The sequence below is a fragment of the Paenibacillus sp. JT22N1 genome, from assembly GCF_059692155.1.
Window position 1 is genome coordinate 276,651 of sequence record NZ_JCAUAW010000006.1, and the last position, 12,926, is coordinate 289,576.

12 protein-coding genes and 1 other annotated feature are annotated in these 12,926 nt (G+C 42.9%); of the genes, 3 read left to right on the plus strand and 9 right to left on the minus strand.

Features of this window, described 5'->3' with window-relative positions; genetic code table 11:
* Window positions 1-94: 94 nt before the first annotated feature.
* The 4 genes from AC58UU_RS14345 to AC58UU_RS14360 form a co-directional block, all read right to left on the minus strand.
* Entirely contained in the window at window positions 95-1,597 is a 1,503-nt protein-coding gene (locus AC58UU_RS14345) for a DnaB-like helicase C-terminal domain-containing protein (RefSeq protein WP_497316621.1), read from the minus strand.
* 131 nt (window positions 1,598-1,728) lie between these two features.
* Window positions 1,729-2,334 carry a genetic competence negative regulator gene (locus AC58UU_RS14350; protein WP_029192986.1) on the minus strand — a complete coding sequence of 202 codons (606 nt, stop codon included), beginning with the start codon at window positions 2,332-2,334 and terminating at the stop codon, window positions 1,729-1,731.
* A gap of 247 nt (window positions 2,335-2,581) precedes the next feature.
* On the minus strand, window positions 2,582-2,893 hold the full coding sequence (locus AC58UU_RS14355; RefSeq protein WP_171643409.1) for a hypothetical protein: 312 nt from the start codon (window positions 2,891-2,893) through the stop codon (window positions 2,582-2,584).
* Window positions 2,894-3,010: 117 nt separating this feature from the next.
* Window positions 3,011-3,268 carry a hypothetical protein gene (locus AC58UU_RS14360; RefSeq protein WP_497316624.1) on the minus strand — a complete coding sequence of 86 codons (258 nt, stop codon included), beginning with the start codon at window positions 3,266-3,268 and terminating at the stop codon, window positions 3,011-3,013.
* Window positions 3,269-3,281: 13 nt separating this feature from the next.
* On the opposite strand from AC58UU_RS14360, the gene AC58UU_RS14365 reads away from it, so the two are divergent.
* Window positions 3,282-3,908: a polysaccharide deacetylase family protein gene (locus tag AC58UU_RS14365; RefSeq protein WP_497316626.1), complete on the plus strand. Its 627-nt coding sequence runs from the start codon at window positions 3,282-3,284 to the stop codon at window positions 3,906-3,908.
* A 61-nt stretch (window positions 3,909-3,969) separates the two neighbouring features.
* On the opposite strand, the gene AC58UU_RS14370 is transcribed toward AC58UU_RS14365, so the two are convergent.
* A complete protein-coding gene (locus tag AC58UU_RS14370) occupies window positions 3,970-5,625 on the minus strand; it encodes a stalk domain-containing protein (protein ID WP_497316628.1) in 1,656 nt (551 codons plus the stop codon).
* Window positions 5,626-6,055: 430 nt separating this feature from the next.
* Window positions 6,056-6,664: a CPBP family intramembrane glutamic endopeptidase gene (locus AC58UU_RS14375; protein WP_497316629.1), complete on the minus strand. Its 609-nt coding sequence runs from the start codon at window positions 6,662-6,664 to the stop codon at window positions 6,056-6,058.
* Between the two features lie 91 nt (window positions 6,665-6,755).
* On the opposite strand from AC58UU_RS14375, the gene AC58UU_RS14380 reads away from it, so the two are divergent.
* Window positions 6,756-7,676, plus strand: a complete 921-nt coding sequence (locus AC58UU_RS14380) for a hypothetical protein (protein ID WP_497316631.1) — start codon at window positions 6,756-6,758, stop codon at window positions 7,674-7,676.
* A 38-nt stretch (window positions 7,677-7,714) separates the two neighbouring features.
* On the opposite strand, the gene AC58UU_RS14385 is transcribed toward AC58UU_RS14380, so the two are convergent.
* Entirely contained in the window at window positions 7,715-7,996 is a 282-nt protein-coding gene (locus AC58UU_RS14385; RefSeq protein ID WP_497316633.1) for a rhodanese-like domain-containing protein, read from the minus strand.
* Window positions 7,997-8,279: 283 nt separating this feature from the next.
* Window positions 8,280-8,511 (plus strand) — a binding site (T-box leader).
* Between the two features lie 74 nt (window positions 8,512-8,585).
* Between AC58UU_RS14385 and serA the strand changes: the two genes are divergently transcribed.
* Window positions 8,586-10,166 (plus strand): phosphoglycerate dehydrogenase, encoded by a 1,581-nt coding sequence (serA, locus tag AC58UU_RS14390; RefSeq protein WP_497316635.1) that lies wholly within the window; start codon window positions 8,586-8,588, stop codon window positions 10,164-10,166.
* Window positions 10,167-10,299: 133 nt separating this feature from the next.
* Here the strand turns inward: serA and AC58UU_RS14395 are convergent, their stop codons facing one another.
* Entirely contained in the window at window positions 10,300-12,186 is a 1,887-nt protein-coding gene (locus AC58UU_RS14395; protein ID WP_497316637.1) for an ATP-binding protein, read from the minus strand.
* A gap of 1 nt (window position 12,187) precedes the next feature.
* On the minus strand, window positions 12,188-12,901 hold the full coding sequence (locus AC58UU_RS14400) for a response regulator transcription factor (protein WP_307441725.1): 714 nt from the start codon (window positions 12,899-12,901) through the stop codon (window positions 12,188-12,190).
* Window positions 12,902-12,926: the final 25 nt, after the last annotated feature.

The window sequence follows — 12,926 nt, forward strand, 5'->3', positions numbered from 1 at the left end:
AGCTCCCCCTTTTCGTTCAATACCATGTAGAACTACAAAACGATTCCATGCGTAATATTAACATTATAGCATTTTCAAATGACTTTTCTATGTCTTATTCGGTGAACAACGCACGATCATTATGGAAAATGAGAGGGATATTCCCTGTTGTGCCATTTCGATTCTTCTTCAAAACAAACGATATGGACTGCTGTTGATCCTCTTCTGTTTCATTAGGCTGCATTATCATGACCACATCTGCTGAAGCTTGCACATTGTCTGGCACGTTATCTTGGCCAAGCTCTAAAGCAGTAGCAGCGATAATAGGGCAATTCCATTCTCTGGACCATTGTTTAAGCGTATAGGCGATAGCAACCTGCTGCTGTTCCCAAGTTAGCAGTGTTACCCCTTTAGCTGCAGGAATACGCTGCAAATGATCAATGAAAATCACGGGCTCTTTTCCAACAACAACTGCAATTCGTTCAATGGAAGCGGCTACTTGATCAAGCGTTGTATCCATCGTACACTCAAGCATCCAAAGCATTTTACTTATTTTTACATACTGCTTGTTAGCTTCTGCTACCAGTTCGGGCTCAACTTTGCCCCCGAGTACTATCTGTGGAGCTATCCCAATAATCCTTGCAATGCTGCGTGCCCATAGTTCGAAATTCGTCATATCCCATGACACAAAAATGACCGGATTCTGCTGAAAAGCAAGTTCATCAGCTATTTGTTTAAGCAGCATGCTCTTGCCAATGGAGCCTGAACCTGCTAGTAAATACAAGCCATTTCCAAAGCCGCCGAAAAGTAAATGGTCCAGCTTAGCAAAGCCAGTCCGAATACTTGCGACTTGACCGCGAAACCGTTTCATATATTCTTCTAAATAAACGGTGCTATTTTTGATATCTGGAGCTACAGGGGCTAGCCTTGTTTCCTCAACGGTTTGATTTACTAGTGCAAGAAATGTCTCAACCGGATTCTGAGCTCTAATGAACAAATCATTAATATCCCGAATGGTTTCGGGCAAATTAATGATATACGTCTCATTGCCCTGTTCCCTTAGTAAGGCTTCTATACGTGTAGAATCCCTTCTTCCGGCCTCATCATTCCCCATGCAAATATAAACCCGTTTACCAGCAAGTAATGACATATGTTGTTCTTTAAACATACCGTTATCTGGTACACAAACAGCTGGCATCTTGGCTTGAGTTAACGTTAGGACATCGAAAATCCCGTTGCAAAGAACGACTTCATCTGAATCTTCAAGTGAGGAATAATTAAATAGATACTGATCTAAACCGTACAAGGGTTTATATTTGGGTTCTCTATTGTCTATCGAGCGTCCGATTAAGTCGACAATTTCGCCATCGTAGTTCCGAATAGGCACAATAACTCTATGCTCGAAGTAATCACCTAGCTGATTCTGATTTACATAGAATCCTATCTTGCCAATTTCAAAGCCGATGCGGTACTGTATAACCGTTTCTTCCGTTATCCCTCTTTTTTGCAAATAAAAATAAGCCTCCTCGCGGAGCTGTTTTTGGTAATAGGCTAATAACCCGTCCAAATCAACAGCAGCCAGAGCAGGCGCCAGTCGTTTGCGATCTATACTAGTCATCTAGGTCTCCCCCATTATCTCTTCGCTAGGTTGATAAATGATCACGATAACCAACAAAACAAGCATCCACAAAAACAATCGTTTTTGAAAATGCTTGTTTCATTCTACATCAAAAAGTAAGGAAGATGACCTTATTTGAAATGACGACAGAGCACCTTAACTGCATCATCTGCAATGATTGTCTTTCCATACTCTTCAAGCACAGCTTGTGTAACGGAAGCGGCTTCGCCGAATTCAGATAAGACAGCAATTAACGCCTGGTATTTCGTTTCTTCGAGGTCAACAGGCTCGAGTTGTAAAATATATTTCCCTTTGTATGAATAAAGGGTACCGCCTTCCATGAGAAGGGGATTAATTACTTTGGATACACGCACTAGGTCTTCAAAATCACGGAAAGCATAGGAGACTAAATCGCTTTGTTCAAGCGTTACTTCCATTTCATACACTTCTTCAGCTTCGTGATCGTCATATGCATCTGAGTTTGCATACAAATCAAGCTTACCTCTGGTCACAATAACAACCATTCCTTGTGCTGGAAGTGCAAACACCTCAACAGCAAGCGGGCCGGACGGGTCAAATCCGAGCTCTGAATAGGCTTGATCCATCATTTCACTAAATAATTCGTGTACTTTGGGAATTTCTCTCCACATGTCGTCCTTTTGAATACCGCGTTCAGTTAAGTCATCGAATGTTAGGAAAATCCGTATCTTATCCTGACTTAAGCGTTCTATTTTCATGATAGGATCCTCCTTTGAGCTTTCCGACTGGAAAGCTTGCATCGAAAGCATGGTCATCTTATTAAAACAGAATATGATAAAAAAACAAAAAGGTGAACCTTTGAGAACGAAAATGGACATGCATCTTGCTTTCGTTTTCACCTATCATGTTAACATTAATTGCGTCCAATTGCACGCGCAAGTTATGTATAAAAAGAAAAGCACAGCCTGAACCTTGAGTAGGCCAGACTGTGCTTAATACTTATGTTCATTGGATAGTCGATGAGCTTTCTTTATTTTCACGCATGATTTCATTGACAGTTGCCTTCAAATGAGGATCTTCTTTCACAATTTTTTCAACTTGATTCAGACCATTCGAGTTTGAAGTCGAGAAACTTTTGGCTGATGAATCTTGAAATGATTTGTTCACAAACGAGTCCTTAGCTTTATCAACCACTTTACCCATCGATTCACTAGACGAGCTGAATGCTGAGAACAACATTGATTTACTTTTACGATTGAGATATATAACCGCCGCCGCACCGGCAATACCGCCGAGCATAAATGTACCTATCTTCATTGGGTCTCCCTCCATGTCAAGTAGTATGAATCCTTCATAGGTTATGCGAGTTTCTAAGAGCGCATACGTTAAGACGAGAGGAAAACAAAGGAGATATGTTATCTGCGAAATGTGGTACTATAAGATATGACCTACAAGTATAAAGACCTGAGGAGAACGAAGGATAATGAACAAAAAAGCCAGTGTACTAATGATGAGTGTCATGATCTTATTAGCTGCCTGCAGTGCGAACCAAACAAAAGTAAGTCCAATCGCAACAACGACGAGCTCTACACCAGTAGCTGTCGCCACAATTACACCGAGCCCTGTACCTTCGGCAACACCCGTTTCAACTCCCGTCCCAACAGCGACAACGCCTGCTCCAGAGGTCGTCAAAAAAGAATATCATATGAACAAAAACTATGACATTGTACCAAACGATCCCAATGGAAACAAAAAGATCGTCCTTTTAACTTTTGATGACGGTCCTAAGGAACAAGCCATGAATCAGGCATTAATCGACATTCTAAAAAAACATAATGCCAAGGCAATCTTCTTCTTGAATGGATATCGAATCAAACAAAAGCCCGAACTTGTCAAACTCATTCATAACAGCGGTAATCCCATCGGTAACCATGCCTGGGACCACGAAAACTTGAAAAGCATGACGAATGAAAAGATTGACCAACAAGTTGATGATGTCCAGAAAATAGTAAAAGAATTAACAGGCGAATCGCCTGTATTTTTCCGACCTCCTTTTGGTTCGGGCAATGATTATTTGAAAGCTAAAGTGAAAGACAATAAGATGCTTTATATGACATGGTCCAATGGTTCATTAGACTGGGATATGACCAATAAAAATAACGATTCCGGTAAAGTGATCGAGAATGTGATGAAACAATTGCATGGCGGTAGCAATATTTTGATGCACGAGCTGCCTTGGACAGTGAAAGCCTTAGACACTTTGCTCACTAAACTTGAGGAACAAGGATATTCTTTTGTAGATCCGAATGCCATTGAGCTAGAAATGAAATGAATAAAGAGCCTTGCATTTCCTACACGTTAGGTGTCGGTGCTGCAAGGCTCTTGTTTGTTTATTAATAACTAATATTCACTGTTCTTGTACTTTCCTCATAGGTCACTTTCGCTCCAAGAGTTTCAGAAAGCAGCCGGACCGGAATCATAGTTGTTTCATGGATGAGCTTAGCAGCAGATTCTGTCGTATGCTCTACACCATTCAAACTATACGCATTTCGGTTCGTATAAAAGATAATCGTCTTGTCTTTCTTTTTATAAACAGCAGCTTTCTGATTGTCGTCCCATTCAACAGTTGCACCTAGTGCCGCGGCAAGGTCTCTAATGTAAAGATACGAAGTTCCCTCTTGAATATATGGCTTTTGCTTCATTGGATACTGGATTAGATCAAGTAGATACTTGTCGTCATTTAATCCAAATGAAACCATGTGAGTGCGGTTTAGCCCGAAATTAGCCATTTGCAAAGTGTAAGCAACAGCATCCTTATGAAGTTTAAGAACACCAACACCAACCCGAGGCTCCGTGCGGAATGTCCATTCTTTCGAATAAGGTCTTGTACTTCCATCTTCCATGATAGCTGTCAATTTGATTTTGGCTTTATAGGTTGTATCCAATTCCAATGGTTTCGAAGGCATTACGATCACTTCGGTATCCAGATGATCATCTTTACCCGGCTCATTCTTCAGTAGTGTCACTGAATTACCGCTCTCATCTTTTAACTCCGCCTCTACCAAACTCACCTTTTTTACTCCGGGCCCGTTTAAGGAAGCCATGATCGGATAACCAACCGGATATTCTGCCTCTGAATGAAGGCGAATCGGATCCGGGGTCTCATGACCATCAAAAACAGTTGGTACGTACACATCATTGCTTCCTGGAGAAACGACCAGTTCTGGTGCAATCCCGTCTGAGAAACCAAATTCAATAACATGATAATCACCGTCTCTAAATACACCGATTTCCACGAGCCCTGGCACCATGAATGGTGAACGATGGTAAGGAGCATCAAACAGACTATCTATAGCCTCAACTAGGGTAACCCGATTATAAGCTACATCCTCACTGCTTGAACGAGAGTAACCGATATATTGTACCCGCTCTCTTAATGACTTACCGATGTAACCAGGCAGCGCTGGGTCCTCATCATGCAAAGAAACAGACGTCCGAATAGGATCGATTTTATTTCGGGATAAATACTGCGCATGCTTCTGTGCCGCTGTATTCAAAGCATTGCTGAATTTAACCTTCGACAGTCCCAATTTAGCCCGATAATCATTGATCGCCCGAAGTCCATCCTCCTGTTCTTTGCTCGTTTCAGACGTTAACGAAACCGCACCATTAATAATAGTAAATTTCCAACTAATTGTAATAGGTTGATAGCCACTGAAAGACAACACTAAACGAGCATTATAGTTCCCAGGTAGTAAATCAGCCGTGGGACGATATACAAATTTAACGGAAACGGGATCGTAGCTAACATTTAATTCTTTATCGTTTAAATAAAAATGATAGCTTTCAGGCGTTTTCCCTTCACTCAGCTCAAGCGTTACTCCAATGTCTGGACGCAAGAGTCCAACATCGCCTTGTGGATAAGACAAGGTTCCATAAGACAAAGCATATGACGGTTTCGCTGACCAAAAGATACTTGAAAATAACACAAATATAATAGCAATTAATTTCACATTAAACATCCATCTTGATATTTGGTTCAACTTCATATCGCTGCATCCTCCTGTTAAAAAGAAACTCTGATGAGAAAACCTTTATTGAGGCCATTCAAAGATGAGCGACCGCGTTTAGATGTAGGTTTTATCGCCAATAAGAAAGCAGTTTTCGGGAACCGAAAACTTATACTTTCTTATGTGGTAAAAAATGAAAGAAACTATGAAACTATCATAGCTTCTCACTTCTTTCATACAACTTAGGCTGATCGGTATATTTTAGTCGTCTACGAATAATATTTAATGCCCCAAACCGTTAAACTAACCACAAGAATAATGAATAACCACAATAAAGTTAGATAGAATATACGCGTCCACTTTACTCGCTCAGAGGGATGCACAGCATTACGCGGCGGTAAATACGTATCGTCCTCCTTTACCTCTATTGGCCTCCGATCAGACCGTAAAGGTGATCTTTCCCCTACACTCATGTGCCCTGTTCTTCCTCCTTGCTGTATCGAAGTATGCAGCCCATTACAAAATCAATGATAAAATGAGCGATTATCGGGGTCCATAGACTCCCGGTTTGAATGTAAATCCATCCCAGACCATAGCTTATACTGAAAACCATTCCTGTCATTAACCAATGCTGCAAATACCGAATATGGATTGCTGCAAACAAGATACTAGTCCAATAAGGGCCCCATGCATGCTGAATCGCCCCTCGAAACAGCACTTCTTCACAAATCGCAACGATGAGAGAAATCAAAGCGATATGCCATACAGGTCGATTCCCGAATAACATTTGATTAATTCCACCGTCGTCTGACACTTCTTTGGGTACCCATCTAGAAATCAAAACATCGATCCCGAGGACAAGTAGAGCAAACAAACTTCCCCATATGAGAATCTTCCAGCCCCCATGAATGGTAAACATGGAAAGAATCTTATGATTGCTCTGAAATAATAAGATGATAATACCGATAATAAGCGTAAGAAGCTGGGTTATGTAAAGATTAAGCAATAATGTTCGGTCATTTAATTCATTTACATCAACTTTCCCGAAGCGAATGTTCTTAAAATCGAATTTTTTCAAGGAAGCAGCCTCATTTCCTCACATATTCCCTTTTATAGCTATTTCCCCTATACTAAGTTAAAAGAAAAAGAGAGAATAAGGAGCTTTAATTATGGATAAACGTCTAACCCGCACTGATTATTTATTCGCCCTCATGTTTATCTTTATGCTTGTTTGTATACTTGGCGCCTTTTTCTATGGTTTAAGAGTCGGCCAGGAGAAATCAGATCAAAAATACGATAAAATATTGCACGCTGACAAGGCTGTCATTCAGGAAATTGGAGCCTACGACCAACAAGTACTCGTATCTTATTACCATACCATCTTTTTGCCCTTTAGGGAATTTCAGAATAAATGGTTTGAGTTGATGAGTCAAATCGAACTAGGCAACTCTACAGTAGATGCCTCTGCCGTTCTTAAAGAGTTGTACAAGCTCGCTGATGAGAAATACAATGAGTTGCAAAAAAAGAGTATGCCGGCTTCATCACCGCTGCTTGTGCAGTCTCACCAAGGTTATCTCAAAAGCCTTAAGCTTTTTGCTGATACATTAAAAAGTTATCAGAACAAGGCCAATGGATTAACTAGCCCACAACTGCTCGATGTCATTCAGAAGGATGCCTACTTCTTGGAAGCGAAAACACAAGCGTTGACGGCTCAGAAAAATTATTTTGATTCCATCGTTGCTTGGAACGGAACGATCGATAACGATATTGAAAATTTTGATCCAAACAATAATGCCAATTTGGATCAATGGCGTGCGATGAACATTAACGTCAAAAATCATTACATAACAGCAAAATTACTTAAAAATAAAGCATTTACTCCTTTTTACCCACAGGATTTGACGATACGTATTGATGAATTCATTGCCTCAGGTCAAGCTAAGAAAATGAACGTGAATGATGTCAATCAAACGATGGATCTGCTGCTAAGTACAAATGCCGTTCGTCCAGGAGACTTTGTCAAAGGGAAATCAAAGTGGTATGCCAACGAACTGCTTCCACAGCTTCCATTTTTCTCAGATGTGAATTAAATGAAAAAGCCGGGCGCAGTTGCGCTCGGCTTTTTCATTTAATCATATTGGAAACCGCGAAACATGGCGACCGCTGCCATCCCTCCATCTACATTAATGACACGGTCAAATCCGTTCTCAAGCAAATACTCAGCAACGCGATAGCTGCGTACACCATGTGCACATACGAGATAAATATCCCGATCCTCTGGCAGCTCACCTAACCGATGAGGAATTTGCTGCATCGGTATAAGCTGTGCTTCTTCAAGATGATAATACTCCCACTCATGAAGTTCCCTTACGTCGATTATGATGCTATCTTTCAGTTCCTGTTGATCCAATGCTTCTAGGAATTTATTTGGATGAATACTCGTTATGTCGATGTCGGCACTTCCTTCCTTACTTGCTGCAAGAGCAATATCTATTTAACGAGTACAATAGCGAAAATCAGGCTAAAATACAAGTGAAATAGCATTGCTTTCTAAGCGTCCTTGCTTTAAAATAAACGAAAAGCATAGGAAAATCAGTCGTTCAAATATCAATTATGACTTTCATGTGAATTTGATTCGACATGTATTGACACGATTTCAAACGCATGGTAATCTAATGAAAATTCTATATCACAGTACAGCGTTGACGGAGCCAAGCAAGTAAAGTAGCTTTCAGAGAACCGATGGTAGGTGCGAATCGGTAGCGAACATTTTGCGGAGCACTCCAGAGTTATTGCATTGAATGAAGTAGATGCAATCGGGATAGGAACACGTTACAGTTCCAGGTCGCAAGACCAATTGAGGCTTCCCGTGCGAATGGGCAGCGAACTAGGGTGGTACCACGAAAGCAATCTCTCGTCCCTTTGGCTACAGACATACGTGTCTGTACCTGAGGGTTGGGAGTTTTTTTTATGTTCATATTCTAAGGAGGGTTCGAATTATGTACAAAGTTCTAGTATCCGATCCAATTAGTGACATGGGAATTCAAATGCTTTATGATGCAGCCGATGTTGAAGTGGTTAAGCAATCTGGTTTATCCGAAGATGAGCTCATTTCCATCATTGGCGACTATGACGCGCTTCTAGTTCGCAGCCAAACCAAAGTAACTGAGAAAATTATGAATGCGGGCACGAAGTTAAAAGTTATTGGCCGCGCAGGTGTCGGTGTTGACAATATTGATTTGGAAGCAGCAACTAAACGCGGTATTATCGTCATCAACGCACCGGACGGAAATACGATTGCTACTTGTGAGCTTACATTTGCCATGATGATGTCAACAGCACGTATGATCCCGCAAGCATACAAGAAAACAGTTGGCGGCGAATGGGATCGGAAATTTATCGGTGTTGAGCTTCGCAACAAAACGCTCGGTATTCTCGGTATGGGACGTATCGGCAGCGAAGTAGCCAAACGGGCTAAGGTGTTCGGCATGGAAGTAATCGGGTATGACCCTTTCTTGACGGAAGAACGCGCTGAGAAAATTGGCGTTAAGCTTGGTACTGTCAATGAAATTGTTGCAAAAGCAGATTTCATCACGGTTCATACACCACTCACACCAGAAACGCGCCACCTGATCTCCAAACCGCAATTCGATATTATGAAAAAAGGTATGCGCCTTATCAACTGTGCACGCGGCGGTATTATAGATGAAATGGCAATGGTTGAAGCGATTGATCAAGGAATTGTAGCCGGAGCGGCTTTCGACGTGTTCGAAGTAGAGCCTCCTCAAAAGGATCACCCTTTCTTGAACAACCCTAAAATTATTGTGACCCCTCATCTTGGTGCATCTACTATTGAAGCTCAAGAAAACGTAGCGATTGACGTTTCTGAAGAAGTTCTTCACATCCTGCGTAATGAACCGTTCAAAAATGCAGTTAACTTGCCGCCTGTACCAGCCAATGTATTGAACAAACTTCAACCGTACTTTGGACTCGGTGAAAAAATCGGCTCCATTCTTGGTCAAATCGCACAAGGCGCTGTTTATGAAATCGTTGTAAACTATGCAGGTGATTTGATTGATGTAGATACAAGTCCATTAACACGTTACATTGTAAAAGGTGTGTTCGAGAACCAACTAGAATCCATTAATATCGTGAATGCCATGCATTTGGCTAAATCACGTGATGTGAATATCGTTGTTCAAACGTCAAACACATCCAGCAGCTTTACAAATCTAGTTACCGTTACCGTAAAAACGAAGCAAGAAGAGAAAACACTTGCTGGCACTTTACTGGCTGGTTACGGAGAACGTATCGTTCGTATCGATCAATATCCAGTTGATTTCGCTGCTGAAGGTAACCTGTTGTTGATTTCTCATAACGACAAACCAGGTATTATCGGCCGCGTTGGTACGCTTCTAGGAAGCAATAATGTGAACATTGCAACGATGCAAGTAGGCCGTAAAGTCATTGGTGGCTCGGCGATCATGGTCCTAACCATTGATAAATCTGCTCCTGCTGAAGTATTGGCTGACCTTACTACACAAGCCGAAATCGTGAATGTTCGTGCACTAACGGTATAACCTAGTGCGATTAGGTAACAAAGTGTTTCACGAACAACAAGATTTTATCTGAATATTCTACAAATTTAAAGGCGTTTGCTGTGAGTTTTCTCAGCAAACGCCTCTTCTTATGTCGAATTTCGTTATTTATAGCTTATTTAAGCTCACACGGTAAAAGTAAAGTAAAGGTTGTTCCCTGTCCTAAAGCACTTTGTACAGTTACACTGCCGTGATGCGCATCTACGATATTTTTCACGATGGCAAGTCCAAGCCCTGTACCACCCGAAGAACCGCGCGTTCGGGCCTTATCCGCCTTATAGAAGCGTTCAAATATGAACGGCAGGTCGTCGGCAGGAATCCCCTGCCCCTCGTCGGAGACCTCAATGCGGATCGCCGGCTGATCCTTGTAGACGGCGGTCTCAGCCTTAATGGCAATACTTGCCCCTGCGGCCGTATGCCGAAAAGCATTGTCGAGCAGATTCGTTAACACCTGCTCAAGCCGATCCTCATCCCCCCGTCCAAGGATGAGGGGCTCCTCAGGCAGCGCAGCGCTTAGCGTGATGCCGCGCTCTTTGGCCATCACCGCGAATTTGCGGTGCATGCGTCTCACCAGGGAGTCGAATTCGACCTCCCCGAAGATCAGCTCGAGATGGCCGGCTTCCATCCGCGCCAGATCGAGCAGGTCACGGACGAGGCGCCCCATGCGGAGCGACTCGTCGTGGATGACCTGCACCAGCTCCAAGCGCTCTTCCGGCGTGGAGGGGATGTCATCAAGCAGGGCTTCGCTGTAGCCCTGCAGCATCGAGATCGGCGTGCGTAGCTCGTGGGACACGTTCGCCACAAAATCCTTGCGCAGCTTATCGAGGCGCTCCTCCTCCGTGACATCACGGAGGACGGCCACGGCGCCGCGCACTTGATCGCTCGTATATAACGGTGTCATCGCGACGGACCACACGCCGTTTTGCACGTGAAGCTTCGTAGCGGCTTCCGATGATTCGTCCACGACCGCTTCAAACAACGGAATCAGCGGCACAGGAATCGGACTCGAGTATGGATTGCTGTAGCTCATTAATCCCCAATCTCCAAGCGCCGTATCCGGTTTGCGGAAGCGCCTCGTCTCCTCATCATCCTCGGACCATTCAATCTTGCTCCACTCTTGCACAATCTTCTCACCTTGCGGATTTGTCAGCATGACAGATCCATTCGCATCTAGCGTGATGACCGCATCGGTCATGCTTCCCAAAATACTGGATAAATGCTCTTTTTCCTGACTAAGAGCTCGGATGCTCTCCTGCATCTTCTCGCCCATGTGGTTAAACGTTTTGGCCAGCTCGCCAATTTCATCCTTGGACTGAATTGGAACGCGGGTACCATATTCCCCCATGGTGATGAAATCAGCTGCTTTCTTCAACTGCTGGAGCGGTCTAGTAATTCGAGAGAATAAGAAGAACGCGAAGAAAGTAGTCATAAGGAAGCCGACTATGGATACATAGATAAACAATCTCAACATGTAGGACTGCGTTGCTTCTAATGATTGTAGAGATTGATACAGCAGCGTTGCACCCACGATGGAGCCTTGAAGATTTCTTAACGGTACGGCAACAACGAGATACTCAGCCCCTGTTTTAATTCGCCCTGTACCTGACTTATTGACTTGTTTGGCTTTCGTCTGCCCTGCGAATACTTGACGGAGCTCCGCTTCCGTGAAAAAATCGGTTACATGGAAACTAGCCAATTCACTCCCCTGTATCGATGGAATAACCATTTCCTTCATATCGGTGGAGATCACCAGCATTTTAGCATCTTGGAAGCTTAGCAGTTCATTACTCAATTCGTAAAACTGCTCATCATACATGTGATGCGAAGCTTCTTCCGAGAATTTGACGGCCATATTCTTCATATTTTTCGTCTGATCATTGGCTTGAGCGAAATAATTTTCCATGTAATTGACAAGAAAAAGACCTAGTATGAGCAGAACAACCCCAACTAGGCCAATAATTGTTAACCAGAGCTTACCTACGACACTTCTGAAAATAAACACGTTATTTGGGCACCTCTAGCTTATAGCCTACTCCCCATACGGTCGTAATCATTGCCGCAGCATCCGGGGATACTTTGTTTAATTTTTCACGGAGTCTTTTTACATGGGTATCAACGGTACGTAGGTCTCCAAAAAATTCATAATTCCAAACGTCCTTAAGTAGTTCTTCACGAGAGAACACTTTATCCGGAGATACGGCCAAATAATGCAGCAGCTCATATTCTTTCGGAGTCAAAGCTACTTCCTGTCCTCCTGCAGTTACCCGATGCGCATCATGTTCGATGATTAGGTTAGGAAATACAATATTGTTGCTCGAACTCGCATCCTTGGACAAGTACGCTGTCGCAGAAGAACGACGCAGTATCGCTTTAACCCGGTAGATGACTTCTCGCGGTGAGAAAGGTTTGACGACATAGTCATCTGCGCCTACTTCAAAGCCGCTAACTCGGTTCGTCTCTTCACCTTTGGCTGTCAGCATAATGACAGGCGTGGACTTCACTTGACGAAGCCGTGCGCAAACTTCAATTCCATCAATACCTGGCAGCATCACATCGAGCAGCACTAAGTCATAGTCAGTATCTGTGGCCATCCGCAGCGCGGTTTCACCGTCTTCTGCCTCTTCAATGATATAGCCCTCTTTTTCCAAATACATTCTGAGAAGTCGACGAATACGTTCCTCATCATCAACAACGAGTATGCTAGCTTTCATTTCCATGGAGCTTCACATCCTTATCTAATTA

What these genes read in the sequence shown, in the direction of transcription:
- AC58UU_RS14345 (WP_497316621.1), bottom strand. Translation starts at nt 1,597, where the DNA reads ATGACTAGTATAGATCGCAAACGACTGGCGCCTGCTCTGGCTGCTGTT.
- AC58UU_RS14350 (WP_029192986.1), bottom strand. Translation starts at nt 2,334, where the DNA reads ATGAAAATAGAACGCTTAAGTCAGGATAAGATACGGATTTTCCTAACA.
- AC58UU_RS14355 (WP_171643409.1), bottom strand. Translation starts at nt 2,893, where the DNA reads ATGAAGATAGGTACATTTATGCTCGGCGGTATTGCCGGTGCGGCGGCG.
- AC58UU_RS14365 (WP_497316626.1), top strand. Translation starts at nt 3,282, where the DNA reads ATGAACAAAAACTATGACATTGTACCAAACGATCCCAATGGAAACAAA.
- AC58UU_RS14370 (WP_497316628.1), bottom strand. Translation starts at nt 5,625, where the DNA reads ATGAAGTTGAACCAAATATCAAGATGGATGTTTAATGTGAAATTAATT.
- AC58UU_RS14380 (WP_497316631.1), top strand. Translation starts at nt 6,756, where the DNA reads ATGGATAAACGTCTAACCCGCACTGATTATTTATTCGCCCTCATGTTT.
- serA (WP_497316635.1), top strand. Translation starts at nt 8,586, where the DNA reads ATGTACAAAGTTCTAGTATCCGATCCAATTAGTGACATGGGAATTCAA.
- AC58UU_RS14400 (WP_307441725.1), bottom strand. Translation starts at nt 12,901, where the DNA reads ATGGAAATGAAAGCTAGCATACTCGTTGTTGATGATGAGGAACGTATT.